This is a genomic window from Isoptericola sp. NPDC055881 (assembly GCF_053615895.1).
Genome location: NZ_JBSHCR010000005.1, coordinates 1 through 17,350, shown reverse-complemented (window position 1 = coordinate 17,350; position 17,350 = coordinate 1). Strand labels below are relative to the sequence as shown.

16 protein-coding genes are annotated in these 17,350 nt (G+C 75.0%); 6 read left to right on the top strand and 10 right to left on the bottom strand.

Annotated features, from left to right (window positions below; all coding sequences use genetic code 11):
- Positions 1–38: 38 nt before the first annotated feature.
- From aceB to ACWGKI_RS02565, 3 genes are all read left to right on the top strand, one after another.
- Entirely contained in the window at positions 39–1,793 is a 1,755-nt protein-coding gene (gene aceB, locus ACWGKI_RS02575; protein ID WP_452184451.1) for a malate synthase A, read from the top strand.
- A gap of 144 nt (positions 1,794–1,937) precedes the next feature.
- Entirely contained in the window at positions 1,938–2,360 is a 423-nt protein-coding gene (locus ACWGKI_RS02570; protein ID WP_452184449.1) for a hypothetical protein, read from the top strand.
- A gap of 201 nt (positions 2,361–2,561) precedes the next feature.
- Positions 2,562–3,041 carry an HNH endonuclease gene (locus ACWGKI_RS02565; protein ID WP_380244752.1) on the top strand — a complete coding sequence of 160 codons (480 nt, stop codon included), beginning with the start codon at positions 2,562–2,564 and terminating at the stop codon, positions 3,039–3,041.
- 42 nt (positions 3,042–3,083) lie between these two features.
- On the opposite strand, the gene ACWGKI_RS02560 is transcribed toward ACWGKI_RS02565, so the two are convergent.
- On the bottom strand, positions 3,084–4,082 hold the full coding sequence (locus tag ACWGKI_RS02560; RefSeq protein WP_380245614.1) for a hypothetical protein: 999 nt from the start codon (positions 4,080–4,082) through the stop codon (positions 3,084–3,086).
- Between the two features lie 174 nt (positions 4,083–4,256).
- Between ACWGKI_RS02560 and ACWGKI_RS02555 the strand changes: the two genes are divergently transcribed.
- Positions 4,257–4,622: a DoxX family protein gene (locus tag ACWGKI_RS02555; RefSeq protein WP_452184446.1), complete on the top strand. Its 366-nt coding sequence runs from the start codon at positions 4,257–4,259 to the stop codon at positions 4,620–4,622.
- A gap of 23 nt (positions 4,623–4,645) precedes the next feature.
- Here the strand turns inward: ACWGKI_RS02555 and ACWGKI_RS02550 are convergent, their stop codons facing one another.
- The 6 genes from ACWGKI_RS02550 to ACWGKI_RS02525 form a co-directional block, all read right to left on the bottom strand.
- On the bottom strand, positions 4,646–5,074 hold the full coding sequence (locus ACWGKI_RS02550; protein WP_452184444.1) for a DUF779 domain-containing protein: 429 nt from the start codon (positions 5,072–5,074) through the stop codon (positions 4,646–4,648).
- A gap of 16 nt (positions 5,075–5,090) precedes the next feature.
- On the bottom strand, positions 5,091–6,614 hold the full coding sequence (gene exaC, locus ACWGKI_RS02545) for an acetaldehyde dehydrogenase ExaC (RefSeq protein ID WP_452184442.1): 1,524 nt from the start codon (positions 6,612–6,614) through the stop codon (positions 5,091–5,093).
- Between the two features lie 96 nt (positions 6,615–6,710).
- Positions 6,711–7,970 (bottom strand): GAF domain-containing protein, encoded by a 1,260-nt coding sequence (locus ACWGKI_RS02540; protein ID WP_452184440.1) that lies wholly within the window; start codon positions 7,968–7,970, stop codon positions 6,711–6,713.
- A 65-nt stretch (positions 7,971–8,035) separates the two neighbouring features.
- Entirely contained in the window at positions 8,036–9,016 is a 981-nt protein-coding gene (locus tag ACWGKI_RS02535; RefSeq protein ID WP_452184438.1) for a bile acid:sodium symporter family protein, read from the bottom strand.
- 9 nt (positions 9,017–9,025) lie between these two features.
- Positions 9,026–9,976 (bottom strand): VOC family protein, encoded by a 951-nt coding sequence (locus ACWGKI_RS02530; RefSeq protein WP_452184436.1) that lies wholly within the window; start codon positions 9,974–9,976, stop codon positions 9,026–9,028.
- Positions 9,976–10,860, bottom strand: a complete 885-nt coding sequence (locus tag ACWGKI_RS02525; protein WP_452184434.1) for an SDR family oxidoreductase — start codon at positions 10,858–10,860, stop codon at positions 9,976–9,978. Before ACWGKI_RS02525 ends, ACWGKI_RS02530 begins: the two co-directional genes overlap by 1 nt.
- 145 nt (positions 10,861–11,005) lie before the next feature.
- Between ACWGKI_RS02525 and ACWGKI_RS02520 the strand changes: the two genes are divergently transcribed.
- Together ACWGKI_RS02520 and ACWGKI_RS02515 are read left to right on the top strand one after the other, a co-directional pair.
- Entirely contained in the window at positions 11,006–11,431 is a 426-nt protein-coding gene (locus ACWGKI_RS02520) for a winged helix-turn-helix transcriptional regulator (protein ID WP_380244555.1), read from the top strand.
- Positions 11,428–12,162, top strand: a complete 735-nt coding sequence (locus ACWGKI_RS02515; RefSeq protein ID WP_452184431.1) for a nucleotidyltransferase family protein — start codon at positions 11,428–11,430, stop codon at positions 12,160–12,162. The genes ACWGKI_RS02520 and ACWGKI_RS02515 overlap by 4 nt, the downstream gene beginning before the upstream one ends.
- A 27-nt stretch (positions 12,163–12,189) precedes the next feature.
- Here the strand turns inward: ACWGKI_RS02515 and ACWGKI_RS02510 are convergent, their stop codons facing one another.
- Genes ACWGKI_RS02510 through ACWGKI_RS02500 form a run of 3 tightly spaced genes read right to left on the bottom strand, consistent with a single transcriptional unit; the run spans position 12,190 to position 17,236 of the window.
- Entirely contained in the window at positions 12,190–15,099 is a 2,910-nt protein-coding gene (locus ACWGKI_RS02510; RefSeq protein ID WP_452184429.1) for a molybdopterin-dependent oxidoreductase, read from the bottom strand.
- Positions 15,096–15,959, bottom strand: a complete 864-nt coding sequence (locus tag ACWGKI_RS02505) for an FAD binding domain-containing protein (protein WP_452184427.1) — start codon at positions 15,957–15,959, stop codon at positions 15,096–15,098. The genes ACWGKI_RS02510 and ACWGKI_RS02505 overlap by 4 nt, the downstream gene beginning before the upstream one ends.
- Positions 15,950–17,236, bottom strand: a complete 1,287-nt coding sequence (locus tag ACWGKI_RS02500; RefSeq protein WP_452184425.1) for an XdhC family protein — start codon at positions 17,234–17,236, stop codon at positions 15,950–15,952. The genes ACWGKI_RS02505 and ACWGKI_RS02500 overlap by 10 nt, the downstream gene beginning before the upstream one ends.
- Between the last annotated feature and the right edge of the window lie 114 nt (positions 17,237–17,350).

The window sequence follows — 17,350 nt, the reverse complement described above, 5'->3', positions numbered from 1 at the left end:
CCCCACCCCCGCCCAGCCCCGACGCCCGGAGGCACGCCATGACCACGCTCACGTCCCCGACCACCGCTCCCCCGCGCACCGCCCCGGTGCCGGTCGTCGCGCCGGCCGTCGGCACCCCGCTCGCCGACACGGCACCCGGGCCGTCGGCCTGGGGCACGGCAACCCTCGGCGCAGGGCACCTCACCGTCACGGCGCCCCTCGGGCCGCGCGACGAGGAGATCCTCACCCCGCAGGCGCTGGCCTTCCTGGCGCTGCTGCACGACCGGTTCGCCGACGACCGCACGTCGCTCCTGCTGGAGCGCCAGCGCCGCATGCGGCGCATCGCCGACGGCGACGACCCGGACTTCCACCCGGCCACCCGGCCCGTGCGCGACGACCCGTCCTGGCGGGTCGCCGGCTCGGCCGGGGCGCCCGGGCTGGGCGACCGGCGGGTCGAGATCACGGGACCGACGGACCCGAAGATGACGATCAACGCGCTCAACTCGGGCGCCCGGTGCTGGCTGGCCGACGCCGAGGACGCGCAGTCGCCGACCTGGCGGAACGTCGTCGAGGGCCAGCTCGCCCTGCACGACGCGATCCGCGGCACGCTGACCTTCACCAACCCCGCGGGCAAGCGGTACGCCCTGCGCTCGACGGACCTGACCGAGCTGCCGACGATCGTCTTCCGGCCGCGCGGGTGGCACCTGTTCGAGTCGCACCTGGCCTACACGGGGCCTGACGGGTCCACGCAGCCGGCGTCGGGCACGCTGGTCGACTTCGGCCTGTACCTGTTCCACAACGCGGCCGAGCTGGTCGCCCGGGGGCGGGGGCCGTACTTCTACCTGCCCAAGCTGGAGGGCTACCGGGAGGCGCGGCTGTGGAACGAGGTCTTCGAGGTGGCGCAGGACGCCCTCGGCATCCCGCGGGGCACCGTCCGGGCGACCGTCCTCATCGAGACGCTGCCCGCCGCGTTCGAGATGGAGGAGATCCTCTACGAGCTGCGCGACCACTGCGCGGGGCTGAACGCGGGCCGCTGGGACTACCTGTTCTCGGTCATCAAGTGCTTCCGCACGCGGGGGTCGTCGTACGTGCTGCCCGACCGGGCGCAGGTGACGATGACGGCGCCGTTCATGCGGGCGTACACGGAGCTGCTGGTCGCCACGTGCCACCGGCGCGGGGCGCACGCCATCGGCGGGATGAGCGCCTTCGTCCCTGACCGCCGCTCCCCCGAGGTGACCGAGCGCGCCGTCGAGCAGGTGTGGACCGACAAGACCCGCGAGGCGCACGACGGGTTCGACGGCACCTGGGTGGCCCACCCGGACCTGGTGGAGGTGGCGCGCGGCGCGTTCGACGAGGTGCTGGGCGAGCGCGAGCACCAGGTGGACCGGCTGCGGGACGACGTCGAGGTGGGCCAGGCCGAGCTGCTCGACGTCGCGTCGGCCCGCCGGTCGGGCGCGACGGTCAGCGCCGCGGGGCTGCGCACCAACGTCTCCGTCGGGGTGCGGTACATCGAGTCGTGGCTGCGCGGCGTGGGCGCGGCGGCCATCGACCACCTCATGGAGGACGCGGCCACGGCGGAGATCTCCCGCTCGCAGGTGTGGCAGTGGGTGGCGTCGGGCACGACGACGGAGGACGGCCTGCCGATCACGCGCGTGCGCTGCGAGGCCGTGCTGCGCGACGTGCTGCGCGGGCTGCCGCGGTCGCCCGGCGACCGGTTCGACGACGCGGCGGCCCTGTTCCGCGAGGTCGCGCTCGGCGAGGAGTTCCCGCCGTTCCTCACCACCGGCGCCTACGCCCGCTACCTGGCCGGCTGAGCGCTCCCGGCCCGGTCGCCGAACAGGTGGTGACGCACGTTCTGAGCGGTCAGAGCGTGCGTCACCGCCTGTTCGGCGAGTCGGCGCCGGGGGCTGTGGACAACGGCCGAGGGCGTCGGCGCCGCTGCGGCAGAGTGACGAGGCATGGACACCACCCTCACCTTCCGCCCGGGCGACCTGGTCGCCGACGACGCCGCGCTCCTGGAGCTCGCCCGATTCCTCGCCGACGGCACGTTCGCACGCCGGCGCACCCTCACCGTCACCTGGCTCGACGCCGACGACCGGCTCCTCGGCGTCGCGCTGCCCCTCGAGGACGTGCCCGCCCGACCCGACCCGGAGACCCTCGCCGGGCTGAGCGCCGTGCTGCGCAGCGTCGTCGACGACGAGGCACCCGGCGGCTCCGCCGTCGCCGTGCTGGACCGGCCCGGTGACGCCACCGTCACCGCCGACGACCGTGCCTGGAACCGCGGCCTGCGCGAGCAGGCCGCCGCCCAGGACGTCCGGCTGCGCGGCTTCTTCGTCGCCGCCGGCGGGCAGGTGCGCCCGCTGACCCTGGACGACGCGTAAGGTCGCAGGCTCCGACCTCGTGACGACGGTCGTCTCGCTGCCACCGCGGGCCGCCCCCAGCGGTGCCCTCCTGCCCCCCGAACCTGTCCCGTCGAGGCGTATGCCCTGGACTTCCAGGCTTCGGCGGCATACTTTCACCTCGGCAGCATGCTGTGATCTGCTTCACACGGTGTGCGGGCCGGCCGAGGAGGGAGCACGACCGTGGCCGACGTCCTGGTGCTCAACGCGGGCTACGAGCCCCTGCACCGCGTGTCGGTCAAGCACGCCATCACGATGCTGGTGCGCGAGGTCGCGGTGGTCGAGGAGGCGGTGGAGGGCCACCGGTTCGGGCCGTACCCGATGCCGCGGGTGCTCCGCCTGGTGCGGTACGTCGCGATGCGCTGGCGCTACCACTCCGCCGGCCGGCCGGCGGTCACGAAGGACGGGGTGAAGCGGCGCGACGGCGCGTGCGCGTACTGCGGCGGCGCCGCGGAGACCGTCGACCACGTGATCCCCCGCTCCCGCGGCGGCGACTCGACGTGGCTCAACCTGGTCGCGGCGTGCGAGCGGTGCAACGGCCTCAAGGCCGACCGCACCCCGCTGGAGGCGGGCATGCCGCTGCTGCTCGCCCCGTACGTGCCGCCCGCCGAGCACGGCCTCGTGCGACGGCGACGGCGCGCCGCCGCGACGGCCGCCGCCTGACCCGAGGGTCGGGCGGCGGCCCGGCAGGTGCGGAGCCGGCCGTCAGGCGGCGGGCTCGTCGTCGTCCGGCAGGTCCGGCACGACCGACAGCGACCCGGTGACGGCGACGACGCCGGCGCTGCCGCCCGTCTCCGCAGAGGTGAGCGCGCGCGACGCGATCACGCTGCTCGCGAAGTTCGCGTGGCACTCGGTGCAGTACCACTCCGGCGTCGGCACGGGCACCTCGAAGCCGCCGTAGACGACGTCGGGCTCGGCGTTCATCACGTCGTCCTGGAACGTCATGCCCCACACGATGCGCTTGGTCTTGCCACGCGCTCCGCAGCCGGGGCACTGCGGGCGCATGCGCGCCCGCTGCGACGAGACGGAGTGCGCGTGCATGAGGTCGTGGCACTGCTCGCACAGCAGGTGCACGTCGCGCACGAGCTGCTCGAGGGTGCGGCCGCCGGCCGTGGTCGTGCCGAGCCGGACGGCGCCGTCGTCGTGCGCCTGCATGCGGTGCACGTCGACGAACCGCTCGCAGGTGGCGCAGCGCTCCTCGCGCCGCATCGACCAGCCGGTGACGGCACGGTGGCCGAGGATGCGCAGGGCGTGCACGTCCGGCGCGGTCGCGCCGGCGCCGCAGTCGCCCGGGTCGAGGGTGTGCACCGGGCCGCCGCGGAACTGCTCGGCGACCCCGTCGAGCACGAGCCGCGCGTGCTCCGGCGGCAGCCAGCCGGAGGACCCGGTGTAGGTGTCCGCCCCGTCGAACAGGTCGGCCCAGACGATCGGGCGGTCGGGACCGAAGAGGTCGTCGCTCACCCAGCTCTCGCCGTGGGTGGCTCCCATGAGCTCCACGGCCGCGACGACGCCCGCGTCCCCGAGGACCGTCACGACCACGTCGCCCCGCTGCGGCCCGTCGGGCCCGCCCGGCAGCCGGTGCTCCGGCGAGCGGGTCGCGATCGCGACGGACTCCGTGAGCCAGTCGGTCGACCAGTGGAGGTAGACGGACGGCACGAGCCACGCGGGCAGCGCCGACAGGGAAGGGAGGGTCTCTCGGGTCACCCGCAGAACATATCGGGCGCGGACCCTCCGACACCACGGGCGGGGTCGTTCCCGTCGCGACGTCGGCGCGCTAGGTTCCGGACCAGGCACGACGGCGTCGCCGCTCCGCACCGTGCACGAACATCAGGCACCGCCGCCGCCCGCCGTCGAGCTGCTGCTGCGAGGAGGCACGGGATGAACGTGGGACTCTGGGTCGCCGCCGGGCTGCTGGCCCTGCTCTACCTGGCCGTCGGTGTCGGGAAGCTCACCCGCAGCCGCGACCGGCTGCGGTCGGCCATGGGGTGGGTCGAGGACTTCCCCGGCGTCGTCGTCCGGTTCATCGGCCTCATGGAGATCGCCGGCGCGCTCGGTCTCGTCCTGCCGCAGGCCACCGGCGTCCTGCCCTGGCTGACCCCGGTCGCGGCGACGTGCCTCGCGGTGCTGCAGGCGCTGGCGATCGGGGTGCACGTGCGCCGCCGGGAGCTCGGGCAGCTGTGGATCAACGTGCTCCTGCTGCTCGCCGCGGCGTTCGTCGCCGTCGGGCGCTTCGCCGGCTGGTGACGACACCGGCCCGCGCTCTCACGTCAGGGCCCCGCCAGCGCGACCGACTCCGCGTCGGTGAGCAGCCGCGAGCGGATGAGAAAGCGCACCCCCTCGGGCGCCTCCACGCTGAACCCGGAGCCCCGCCCCGGCACCACGTCGATCGTCAGGTGCGTGTGCCGCCAGTACTCGAACTGCGCGCGGCTCATCCACACGGGCACGGTGAAAGCCTCCCCCGTCGCCCCGGCCTCGCCGACCGGGCCGTCGGTCACGACCAGGTCTCCCAGGTGCACGTCGGCGTCCCCGAGCAGGAAGTCACCGTCCGGGTAGCACATCGGGCTGGACCCGTCGCAGCAGCCGCCGGACTGGTGGAACATCAGCTCGCCGTGCTGACGCCGCAGCCGGGCGAGGAGCCCGGCCGCGGCGTCGGTCACGGCGACCCGGGCGGGGCGTGCCCCGTCGTCGTCGCTCATGGTGTGGTCCGGCCTCCTAGAAGAACCCGAGCTTCTGGCCCGAGTAGCTGACCAGCAGGTTCTTGGTCTGCTGGTAGTGGTCGAGCATCATCTTGTGGTTCTCGCGCCCGACGCCGGAGCCCTTGTACCCGCCGAAGGCCGCGGCCGCCGGGTAGGCGTGGTAGCAGTTCGTCCAGACCCGTCCGGCCTCGATGGTGCGCCCGGCCCGGTACGCCGTCTCGCCCTGGCGGGACCAGACCCCGGCCCCCAGGCCGTAGAGGGTGTCGTTGGCGATCTTCATCGCGTCGTCGAAGTCCGCGAAGTCGGTCACCGACACCACCGGCCCGAAGATCTCCTCCTGGAAGATGCGCATGGTGTTCTTGCCCTCGAAGACGGTCGGCGTGACGTAGTAGCCGCCCGCCAGGTCGCCGTCCAGCTCGGCCCGGTGCCCGCCCGTGAGGACCTTCGCACCCTCGGCCTTGCCGATGTCGATGTAGGACAGGATCTTCTCGAGCTGGTCGTTGCTCGCCTGCGCGCCGATCATCGTGTCCGTGTCCAGCGGGTTGCCCTGCTTCACCGCCTTGGTGCGCTCGAGGGCGTCGCCCAGGAACTGGTCGTAGATGTCGGACTGGATGAGGGCCCGCGACGGGCAGGTGCACACCTCGCCCTGGTTGAGGGCGAACATGGTGAACCCCTCGAGCGCCTTGTCGTAGTAGTCGTCCTTGGCCGCGGCGACGTCGGAGAAGAAGATGTTCGGGCTCTTGCCACCCAGCTCCAGCGTCACGGGGATGATGTTCTGCGACGCGTACTGCATGATCAGGCGGCCCGTCGTCGTCTCGCCGGTGAAGGCGATCTTGCGGATGCGCGACGACGACGCGAGCGGCTTGCCCGCCTCGACGCCGAACCCGTTGACGACGTTGACGACGCCCGCGGGCAGCAGGTCGCCGATGAGGTCCATGAGGAACAGGATCGACGCCGGCGTCTGCTCGGCCGGCTTGAGGACGACGGCGTTGCCCGCCGCGAGCGCCGGGGCGAGCTTCCAGGTCGCCATGAGGATCGGGAAGTTCCAGGGGATGATCTGCCCGACCACGCCGAGCGGCTCGTGGAAGTGGTAGGCGATCGTGTCCTCGTCGATCTCCGAGATCGACCCCTCCTGGGCGCGGATCGCGCCGGCGAAGTAGCGGAAGTGGTCGATGGCGAGCGGGATGTCGGCGGCGAGCGTCTCACGCACGGGCTTGCCGTTCTCCCAGGTCTCGGCCACCGCGATCTTCTCGAGGTTCGCCTCCATGCGGTCGGCGATCTTGTTGAGGACGTTCGCCCGGTCGGTGACGGAGGTGCGACCCCAGGCGGCCGCCGCGCCGTGGGCGGCGTCGAGCGCGCGCTCGATGTCGGCGGCGTTGCCGCGCGCCACCTCCGTGAACGTCTGCCCGGTGACCGGGCTGGGGTTCTCGAAGTACTGGCCGCTCGACGGCGGCACGTACTCCCCGCCGATCCAGTGGTCGTACCGCGCGCGGTACTCGGCGATCGCCCCGGGCTGGCCGGGGGCTGCGTAGACGGTCATGCTGCCTCCTCGCGTGGCGGCGCCTCGTCGCGCCGCGTTGCGCCGACGGTAGGACGCCGAGGGTTGCAGTCCCGTTGCACCTCGAGGCGGGTGGCGCTAGCCGAGCTCGGCGTCGAGCAGCGTGAGGCGCGCCCGTGCCCGCACGGCCCGGGGGCTGCCGGCGGGCGTGACGGCGAGGAGCCGGGACCACGCCGCGTGGTCGTCCGCGCCGTCGGTGCCGCACACCCAGGCGTCCAGCACGTCCGGGTCCCCGGAGGCGAGGACGGCGGCGCGCACCTCGGCGGACAGCTCGGCCCGCAGCCGCTCGACCCCCGGCGCGACGGACCGCGGCAGCAGCGGCGCGTAGGCGGTGACGGCGCTCCGCACGTCGCCGAGCGCGAGCGCCGCGCGGACCTCGTCGGCGTCGCTGCGCAGGGGGCGGGCGAGCCGGTACGGTCGCGACCCGGCGAGCAGCGGCCCGACGACGTGCCGCAGCCGGGAGACCTCCGCACGGACGGTGACGTCGGACAGCGCGCCGGGGTGCAGCAGCACGGCGAGCTCGTCCGCGCCCAGGCCGCGCGGGTGCTCGGCGAGGAGCAGCAGGATCTCCGCGTGCCGCAGCGAGAGCGGTCGGTCGCCGTCCGGCCCTCGCAGCGCGGGCCGGCCCAGCACCTGCAGGCCGGCGGGCGGTCCGGTGCCGGGGCGCGGCGGGCCGGCCGCCCTCGTGGCGAGCTCCCGCTCGACGGTGGCGACGGTGGCGCGCACCAGCGACAGCACGACGTGCGTCGCCGCGGCCCGTCGGCCGGTGATGTCGAGCACGCCGAGCACGCGTCCGGTGGCGGGGTCGCGGACGGGCGCGGCGGCACAGCTGAGCCCCTGCACCGGGCGGGAGAAGTGCTCGGCGCCGATCACCTGGACCGCGCGCCGGGTCGCGAGGGCCGTGCCGGGCGCGTTGGTGCCGACGCTCTCCTCGCGCCAGACGGCGCCCTCGACGAACCCGACGCGGTCGACCGTCCTGCGAAGGCGGTGGTCACCCTCGACCCACAGCAGGCGGCCGACCTCGTCCGAGACGGCGACCACGAGCCCGTCGTCGGCCGCGCCGTCGACCACGAGCTCGCGCACCACGGGCATCACGGAGGCGAGGGGATGGGTGGTGCGGTAGGCGGCGAGGTCGGCGTCCCCGAGCGGGTCCGGGGGGTGCGGGGTGTCCGGGTCGACGCCGCTGCGCACGGACCGGCGCCACGAGTCGGCGACGACCGGGTCGATGCCGCCGGGCAGCTCGCCGGTGTCGAGGAAGCGCTCGTACGCCGCGCGGACGGTGCGCGGGTCACGACGCACGCCGGCGGCGTGTCCGGCGGGGACACGGTTCCCTGGCATCGCGACCTCCCGACGTCGTCGTCCGGGCGCGGCCAGTCTAGGGGGCTCCTCTGCCGACGGCGGGGTCAGTCCCGCAGCGCGAGGCGGCGCGCGAGGACGGCGCAGACCACCAGCTGGAGCTGGTGGAAGATGATCACGGGCACGGCGACGACACCGGCCGCCGCGACGGGGAAGAGCACGCTGGCCATGGGCAGGCCGGTCGCGAGGGACTTCTTGGACCCGCACATGAGCAGGGCGATCCGGTCCTCGACCGGCAGCCTCAGCAACGCGCCGCCCCACCACGTGAGGCCGAGCATGACGGCGAGCAGCACCCCGCTCACGACGACCAGGGCCACGATCGCCCAGCCCGAGATCCCGGCCCAGACGCCCGCCGAGCTCGCACCGGCGACGGCGGACAGGACGACGACCAGGATCGTGCCGCGGTCGACGCCGAGGGTGAGCCATCGGCGGGCGCGGACCCGGTCGCCTGCCCACGGCTGCAGCAGCTGGCCGACGACGAACGGGAGCAGCAGCTGCAGCAGCACCGTCTGGAGGCCGTCCAGCCCGTGCCCGGCGGCGGCACCCCCGCTCCCGTCGGCGTCGCTCATGAGCCCGAGCACGAGCAGCGGCGTGAGCACCATGCCCAGCACGTTGGACACGGTGGCGCCGCAGATCGCGCCGGCGACGTTGCCGCGCGCCACGGAGGTGAACGCCACCGACGACTGCACGGTCGACGGCAGCAGCGACAGGTAGAGCATCCCGGCGGCAAGCGGCGCGCCGACCAGCGGCGTCACCGCCCAGGCGACCACGAGCCCGAGCAGCGGGAAGACGACGTACGTGGCCGCGAGGATGCCGCCCTGCAGGCGCCAGCTGCGCAGGCCGGCCCACACCTCACGGGTGGACAACCGCATGCCGTAGACGAGGAAGAGCGCCGTCACCGCGACGTCCGCCGCGATGTCCAGCACGTGCTGGGCCCCCGCCGGGACGGGGACCACGAGGCCGAGGACGAGGACGAGGAGGAGGGTGACGACGAACGGGTCGACCCAGCGGTTCAGCACACGACGCACCGCGCGAGTCTAGGCAGGCGGGGCGGCGCGGACCTCCACCGCGTTGCGCCACGGGTCGTCGAAGCGCAGGACGGCGCCGTCGTGCCGTACGGCGACGCCCGCCCGGTCCAGCCGCTCGCGCAGCGCGCCGACGTCGTCGGTCCCCGGCACGGTGAGGGCCACCGTGCCCAGGCCGAGGGTCGACGCGCGCGGCCCGGCGCCCCGGCTGTGCCACGTGTTCATCGCCATGTGGTGGTGGTACCCGCCGGCGGAGACGAACAGCGCGCCGGGCACGCTCGCCGTCTCCGCGAAGCCGAGGGTGTCGACGTAGAAGGCACGGGCGGCCGGCACGTCGCCCACCTGCAGGTGCACGTGCCCGACGACGGCGCCCGCCCCGGCGGCCCGCGTCGCGGCGGCACGGGCCTCCGGGTCGGTCGTGGCCAGGGCGTCGCGCGCGGCGTCGGTGAGGTGGTCGCCGAGGAAGGCGTTCGGGTCGAGGAAGAGGGTGGCCATGCGCACGTGCGTGCCGTCCCACGCCCACTGGTCGCGCGGGCGGTCGGCGTACAGCTCGACCCCGTTGCCCTCCGGGTCCGTGAAGTAGAACGCCTGGGACACCAGGTGGTCCGCGCTGCCGACGAACGTGCTCGGCGCCGTCGTCGCGACGGACGCGAGCGCGTGCGCGAGCCCGGGCTCGTCGTCGAACAGCACGGCCGTGTGGAACAGGCCGGCCTCCCCGCGACCAGGGGCGGGCAGGTCGCGCGTGCGGTGCAGCACGACCAGCGGCGTCGCGCCGCGGCCCAGCACCGTCGTCTCCTCGGCCCGGACGCCGGCCGGGAGCTCGAGGCCCTCGGGCACGGCGAGCTCCGTGAGCGTGAGGGCGTCGCGGTAGTAGCGCGTCATGAGGTCGAGGTCGCGCACGTGCAGCGTGACCGCGTCCATCCGCGTGTCGTCGGCGAGACGGTCGCCGGGGAGGGCGGGCATCACGCGTCCAGGGCGCGACGCAGGCCCTCGGCCAACGGCGTGGTGGGACGGCCGATCAGGCGCGCGAGGTCGCCCGAGGTCTCGGCGAGCAGGCCGTCCCGGGTGTCGCCGTCCAGCGCGACGACGAAGCCGGCCGTGCCCTCGTCCAGGCCCGCGGCCAGCAGGGCCGCGCGGTGCTCGTCGGCCGTGAGCCGCCGGTAGGTCACCGGACGGCCGAGGATCTCGGCGGCGGCGGCCGCGAGATCGTCGAAGTCCCAGGCCACGTCGCCGGACAGCTCGTACACGGCGCCGTCGTGGCTCCCGGCAGGGCTCCCACCGAGGCGCGCGTCGAGCGCGACGACGGCGGCCGCCTCCGCGTAGTCGGCGCGGCTGGCGCTGGCGACGCGGCCGTCGCCGACGGAGCGGACGATCTCGCCGCTCTCGCCTGCCCCGCGCACGTCGTCGAGGTAGTTCTCCGTGTACCACCCGTTGCGCAGCACCGTGGTGGACAGGCCCGACGCGGCGAGCAGCTCCTCCGTGGCCTTGTGCTCGGGCGCGAGGACGAGCGGGGACGTGTCGGCGTGCGGCGCGCTGGTGTAGATCACGCGGCCGACGCCCGCGCCCTTCGCCGCGTCGATCACGGCGCCGTGCTGGCGCACGCGCTGACCGACGGCGGAGCCGGAGACGAGGACCAGGACGTCCACGCCGTCCAGAGCGAGGGCGAGGGTCTCGGGGCGGTCGTAGTCGGCCTCGCGGACGACGACGCCGCGCGCGGCGAGGTCGGCGACCTTCTCCGTCGAGCGCGCGAGGGCGACCACGTCGGCGGGCGCGGCGCCCCGGGCCAGGAGGGACTCGACGACGAGGCGGCCCAGGTGGCCGCTGGTGCCGGTGACGGCGATGGTCATGGTGTGCTCCTTGATGAGGACGGCTCGGGTGCACGGCTGCGTGGCCGCCCTGCCAGCATGCGCTAACTTTTCGTTAGTGCCAACCAGCAGACGGTGCGCTCTTCGTCACAGTGCCGTCGTCCGGTGAGCGCCGTATCCTGGACGGGTGACCCCCGACTCCCCCGCCGACCTTCTCGACCAGGTCGCGACCGGCCCGACCGACGCGATGATCGCCGACGTCTTCTCGCGCGGGTGCACGTCCCGGCAGGCCCTGGAGGCCGTCACGGGCCGGTGGGGCGTCCTGACCGTCGCGGGGCTGCGCGACGGCGCCGTCCGGTTCAACGCCCTGCGCCGCCGGATCGACGGCGTGAGCGAGAAGATGCTCGCCCAGACCCTGCAGGCCCTCGAGCGCGACGGCATGGTCGCGCGCGAGGTGCGGACCACCATCCCCCCGCACGTCGAGTACTCGCTCACCGACCTCGGCCGCAGGGTGGCCGACCGGCTGGTCGGGCTCATCGACGTGCTCGAAGGCGCCGTCGACGAGGTCAGCGCGGCGCAGCAGCGCTACGACAGCCGTCGCGACGGCTCATGACGCCCGACGCCCCCGCGCCCGGTGCCATCTCGACCGGCGCCACGGCGCCCGATGCCTCCGCGCCCAGCGCCACCGCGACCGGGCGGGCCGTCGCCGTCCTGCTCGCCGCCGGCGCAGGCACGCGTCTGGGCCGCGGCCCGAAGGCGCTGCTCCCCCACCGGGGCCGGACGCTCGTCGAGCACCTGACGGGCGTCCTCGCCGCCGGCGGCTGCGACGACGTGGTCGTCGTCCTCGGCGCGGACGCCCCCCGCGTCGCGGCCACCACCGACCTTGGCCGCGCGCGCGTCGTCGTGAACGAGCACTGGGCCACGGGCATGGCCTCGTCCCTCCGGGTCGGCGTCGCCGCCGCCCTCGACGACCATGATGACCACGACGGCAACGACGGCAACGACGGCCACGACGTCCCGCGCGTCACCCGCGTCGTCGTCGCGCACGTCGACCAGCCCGGCGTCGTGCCCGACGACGTCGCCCGCCTGCTGGCCGCGCACCGGCCCGGCCGTGTCACCGTCTCCCGCTGGGCGGACGCCCCGGTGCCGGACGAGGCACGGCCGGGCTGGTCGCACCCGCTCGTGCTGGACGCGACCCTCGCCTCCCCGGCGGCCGCGAGCGCCGCGGGCGACGCCGGGGCGCGCGCCTTCCTGCGCGCGCACGCCGACCTCATCGACGTCGTCGTGCACCCGGGCGACGGACGAGACGTCGACACCGCGGCCGACCTCGACCTGCTGGCCTGAGCTCTCGCGCCGCCGTGCGACGGCCGGTCACGCCCGCGCGGCCTTGATCCCCAGGTAGACCTTGTCGCGCGCGAGCGGGAGGTCGGTGAACCGCACCCCCGTGGCGGCCCGCAGCGCGTTCGCCAGCGCCGGGGCGACCGGGTTGAACGGGCTCTCGCTCATCGACTTCGCGCCCATCGGCCCCGTCGTGTCCGTGGTGCGCGCGAAGTAGACCTCGCTGCGCGGCACGTCCGCGAACGTGGGCAGGTGGTACTGGCGGAAGATGTCGGTCGTGACGCGGCCCGCGTCGTCGATCACCACCTCCTCGAACAGGGCGGCGCCGAGCGCCTGCGCGATGCCACCCTCGACCTGGCCGCGGCACTGGCGCGGGTTGACGACCTCTCCGGCGTCGGCCGCCTGCACGCTCTGCAGGATGCGGATCTCCCCGGTGCCGCGGTGCACGGCCACGCGGAAGCCGTGCACGTTGAACGCGACCGACCGCGGCGTCCCGCCCCAGCGCCCCTCCGCCTCCAGCCGCACCCCCGCGGCATCGGCGTGCCGGGCGACGTCGGCGAAGGACAGGGTGCGCCCGGCGGCCTCGACCGCGCCGGGCACCAGCCTGCACTCCGCGACCTCGACGCCGAGGACGGTCGCCGCGAGCGCCGTGACCTGGGTGGCGAGCTCGGTGGCCGCGGCGAGGGACGCCTTCCCCGCCACCACCGTGCCGGTGGAGCCGAAGGCTCCCGTGTCGTGCTCCACGAGGTCGGTGTCCGACTGTCGCACGGCCACGTCGCCGGCCCGCTGCCCCAGAGCGCTCGCGACGAGCTGGGCGTGCACGGTCGTCGTGCCGTTGCCGAACTCCGCGGTGCCGACCTCCGCCTCCACCACCCCGTCGCGGCGCAGCCGGGCGCGCGCGTGCGCGACGTGCCCGCGGGGCGGCACGGTGTCGATCATCGACACGGCCGTCCCCTCGCCCACGCCCCACTCCTCGCCGAGCCAGGGCAGCGTCAGGTCGGCCGGGTCGGCGCCGTATTCCGCAACGTCCCGTGCCCGGCCGCGGGCCAGGGCGTCGTCGGCCAGCTCGATGCACTGGTCGAGGCCGTAGCTGCCGAAGAGCACGTCCTCCTCCGGCTCCGGGTTGAGGGACAGCATCGGGTCGCCCTCGCGCACCACGTTCCGGCGTCGCAGCTCGAGGGGGTCCAGACCGAGCTGCCGGGCGAGCTCGTCCATCGCGGACTCGACCGCGAAGATCATCTGGCTCAGCCCGTAGCCCCGGAACGCGCCCGCGGGCAGGGTGTGCGTGTAGACGCAGTGCGCGTCGACCTTCTTGTTCGCGCAGGTGTACACGGCGATCGACTCGCCGCACCCGTGGAACATCACGCCCGGACCGTGGTTGCCGTACGCGCCGGTGTTGCTCAGCACGTCCAGGTGCAGCGCCGTCAGGGTGCCGTCGCGGCGCGCGCCCGCCCGCACCCGGATGCGGAACGGGTGGCGCGTCGTCGTGCCGACGAACGTGTCCGTGCGCGTGAGCTCGAGCTGCACGGGGCGGCGCAGCCGGAGCGCCGCGAGGGCCACGACGTCCTCGACCAGCACCTCCTGCTTGCCACCGAAGCCGCCGCCCACGCGTTCGCACAGCACGCGGACGCGGTCCGGCGGCAGGTCCAGCACGCGTGCCAGGAGGCGGCGGGCGAGGAACGGCACCTGGGTGGAGGACCGCACCACGAGCCGCCCGTCGTCGTCGAACGACGCGATGGCGGCGTGGGTCTCCAGGGCCGCGTTCTGCACGCGCTGGGTGCGGTACGTCGCCTCGTGCACGACGTCGGCCTCCGCGAGCCCCGCCTCGACGTCGCCGAGCTCGCTGTGCACCTCGGCGACCACGTTGGCGCCCGGCCGCGAGACGCGCGCCTGCACGGCGTCCAGCTCCGGGTGGACCAGCGGCGCGCCCGGCTGCATCGCCTGCTCGGGATCGATCACGGCGGGCAGCACCTCGTACTCGACACGCAGCTGGCGCACGCCCTCTTCCGCGGCGGCCACCGAGTCGGCGACGACGGCGGCCACGCGCTGCCCGACGAACCGCACCACCTCGTCCAGGACGCGCGTGTCGTCGGGGTCGTCGGTCCACTGCTCGTGCTGGGCGGTGCTGAACCGCGCCGCGGGGGCGTCGGCGTGCGTGAGCACCGCCTGGACGCCCGGCACCGCGAGGGCCGCGGAGGTGTCGATCGCGATCACCCGCGCGTGCGCGTGGGGCGAGCGCACCAGCTTCAGGTGCAGCAGCCCCGGGTAGTCGGCCGGGTCGACGTCGAGGGTGTAGCGGGCCTGCCCGGTGACCACCCCACGGCTCGCAGGGGCGGGCTCGCTCGTGCCGAACGCCGTGCCGGGAGGGAGGCCGGGAGGGGTGCCGGGCGCGGTGCCGCAGGACCCGAGCACCTCCGCGTCCTGCGTGCCGCGGACCGCGTCCTCGACCGCCCGGTACCCGGTGCACCGGCACAGGTTCCCCTTGAGGTTGCGGGGCAGGTCCGCGCGCTGCTCGTCGTCGAACGTCGCGGCGGTCATGATCATCCCTGCCGTGCAGAAGCCGCACTGGAAACCCTGCGCGTCGTGGAACCGCTGCTGCACCGGGTGCAGCCCGTCGGCGGTCGGCTCCGCAGCCGTCGCGGCGAGGCCCGCGACCGTCGTCACGTCACGCCCGGCTGCCCGCCGCGCGGGGTACACGCAGCTGTGCACCGGCACCCCGTCCACGTGCACCGTGCAGGCCCCGCAGTCGCCGCCGTCGCAGCCCTTCTTCACGCCGAGGGAGCCCTGCTCGCGCAGGAACGTGCGCAGGCACTGGCCGGCCCGCGGCACGGCGACGACGTCGCGCCCGTCCACACGGAGCACGGGCGCGGTGCTCGGGTGCGGGGCGCTCGGGTGCGGGTCGCTCGGGGAGGTGGTGCGGGGGCGGGTGGTCGCGTCGGTCATCGCCGGCCTCCGTCGGTGCGGTCGAGCAGCTCGCGGCGGATCTCCTCCGCGAGCCGGTAGGTCATGTCGCGGCGCCACGCCGGCAGGCCGTGGATGTCGTCGTGGTACAGGTCGGCGGGGATCGCGGCGTCGATCGCGGCCGACAGCGCGGCGGCGTCGGGGTGCGCGCCGGGCGCGAACCGCAGCTGGACGGGGCGCCGGGTGGACGCGGTGACGGTCAGGACGAGCGCACCGCCGTCGTCGTCCGCGTCGCGGCGGCCGATCAGCAGGACGCCGGACCGGCCCAGGTTCGTCAGGGAGAGGCGACGGAACGCCGTGCGGGCGCGCAGCGCCGCCGCCGGGACCCGGATCGCGCGCAGCAGCTCGCCCGGGCCGAGGGTGTTGCGCATGTCGCCCGTGACCAGCTCGGCGACGGGCTGCGTGCGCCGGGCGCCGCCCGGGCCCCAGACCTCCGCCATGCCGTCCAGCGCGGCGGTGAGGGACGTCATCGGGCCCGCGGGGAGGGACGTCGCGACGTTGCCGCCGACGGTCGAGGTGTTCCAGATCTTGAAGGACGCGACAAACGAGTCGCAGCACGGGCGCACGAGGTCCAGGGCGCGCCAGGAGTCGCGCACCGGCGCCGACCCAGGGTCCTGCGGGAAGGCGTAGAGCTGCGCGACGGTGCAGGTGGCGGCGATCTCGAGGCCTGCGTCGGTCACGGTGAGCGCGGGCCACCCGGCGCTCGTGACGTCGAGCAGGCGGCGCAGCGACCCGCTCCCGTACGAGAAGAGGACGGTGCCGCCGGCGAGCCACGCGTCACCCTCGCGCCAGTCGGCGGGGTCGGCGGTGGGGACCAGGTCGGTGACGGTGCTCAGGTCCACCGGGATCGCTCCTTGCTCGGGGTCGTGCTGGCGGTCGTGCTGTCGGTCGTGCTGTCGGTCGTGCCGTCCGCCCGCTTCGGGCCGGGAGCCGCGTGCAGCGGTCCGCCGGTACGGCTCAGCGGGACGGCGGAGGTGCGGCCGTAGCGCACGGTGAGCAGCTCGGCGACGACGGAGACGGCGACCTCCTCGGGTGTCACCGCGCCCAGGTCGAGCCCGATCGGCGACCGCAGCCGGGCGAGGTCGTCGGCGTGGACGCCCTCGTCCCGGAGCGCCTGCAGGCGCTGGGCGTGAGACCGCCGCGAGCCCATCGCCCCGACGTACGCGAGCGGCAGCCCGAGCGCGAGGCGCAGCGTCGGCACGTCGAACTTCGCGTCGTGGGTGAGGACCGCGACGGCGGTGCGGGCGTCGAGGCGGCCGGCCGCGGCTTCCGCGGCGAGGTACCGGTCGGGCCAGTCGACGACCACCTCGTCCGCCTGCGGGAAGCGCCGGGGGGCGGCGAAGACCTCGCGGGCGTCGACGAGGGTGACGCGGTAGCCGAGGAGGCGCACGGCCCGGACGAGGGCGCCGGCGAAGTCGTTGGCGCCCACGACGACGAACCGCGGCGGTGCCAGCCGGGTCTCGACCAGCAGCGCGACCGGCTCCTCGGGGTCCGTGCAGGTGCCGTCCACCACCCCGGGCGCGGCGTGCACGGTGGCGGCGCCGCCCGCGCGCAGGACGGCGGCGACCTGGGCGGACGCCGCGGGCAGCGCGCCGTCGTCCACGAGCCCCCGCAGCGCGTCCTCAAAGTTGTCAGAACCAGGTGCGGCCCTACCCGTACGTGGCTCTGACAGCTCTCGGGAGCCAGAGTTGTCAGCACCAGGTGAGGCCATACCCGCGCCTGGTTCTGACAGGTCGGGGAGGAGGACGGCGGTCGGGCGCGCGGTGTCGATGCGGCGCACGAGGGCGGCCGGCGTGTCGCCGTCCGCGGCCAGCTGCGCGAGCGCGAGGGCGGCCGGGTCGTCAGGGTCGCCGGGGCGCACCGGCTGCACGTGAACCTCGAGGCTGCCGCCACAGGTCAGCCCGACGGCGAACGCATCGTCGTCGGAGTAGCCGAAGGTCTCGCGGTGGCACGCGCCGACGGCGATCGCGTCGAGCGCGGCCGCGTGCACGGCCGCCTCCACGCAGCCGCCCGACAGGCTGCCGATCACGGCACCGTCGGCGCGGACGGCCATCGCGGTGCCGACGGGCCGCGGCACCGAGCCGGACGCGCCGACCACGGTGGCGACGGCGAACGGCACGGCGCCGGGCGTTCCACCAGCCGACCAGCATGAGCACCGCGAACACCCCGAGGCCGGCGTTGGTCCACACCTCCAGTGGCGTGTTGAGCCACCGGGTGTCGCGGGCGAAGTCGG

Coding starts and splice junctions, on each gene's coding strand:
- ACWGKI_RS02510 (WP_452184429.1), bottom strand. CDS start 15,099: ATGACCGACGCGACCACCCGCCCCCGCACCACCTCCCCGAGCGACCCG.
- ACWGKI_RS02525 (WP_452184434.1), bottom strand. CDS start 10,860: ATGACCATCGCCGTCACCGGCACCAGCGGCCACCTGGGCCGCCTCGTC.
- ACWGKI_RS02540 (WP_452184440.1), bottom strand. CDS start 7,970: ATGCCAGGGAACCGTGTCCCCGCCGGACACGCCGCCGGCGTGCGTCGT.
- aceB (WP_452184451.1), top strand. CDS start 39: ATGACCACGCTCACGTCCCCGACCACCGCTCCCCCGCGCACCGCCCCG.
- exaC (WP_452184442.1), bottom strand. CDS start 6,614: ATGACCGTCTACGCAGCCCCCGGCCAGCCCGGGGCGATCGCCGAGTAC.
- ACWGKI_RS02515 (WP_452184431.1), top strand. CDS start 11,428: ATGACGCCCGACGCCCCCGCGCCCGGTGCCATCTCGACCGGCGCCACG.
- ACWGKI_RS02550 (WP_452184444.1), bottom strand. CDS start 5,074: ATGAGCGACGACGACGGGGCACGCCCCGCCCGGGTCGCCGTGACCGAC.
- ACWGKI_RS02555 (WP_452184446.1), top strand. CDS start 4,257: ATGAACGTGGGACTCTGGGTCGCCGCCGGGCTGCTGGCCCTGCTCTAC.
- ACWGKI_RS02530 (WP_452184436.1), bottom strand. CDS start 9,976: ATGCCCGCCCTCCCCGGCGACCGTCTCGCCGACGACACGCGGATGGAC.
- ACWGKI_RS02570 (WP_452184449.1), top strand. CDS start 1,938: ATGGACACCACCCTCACCTTCCGCCCGGGCGACCTGGTCGCCGACGAC.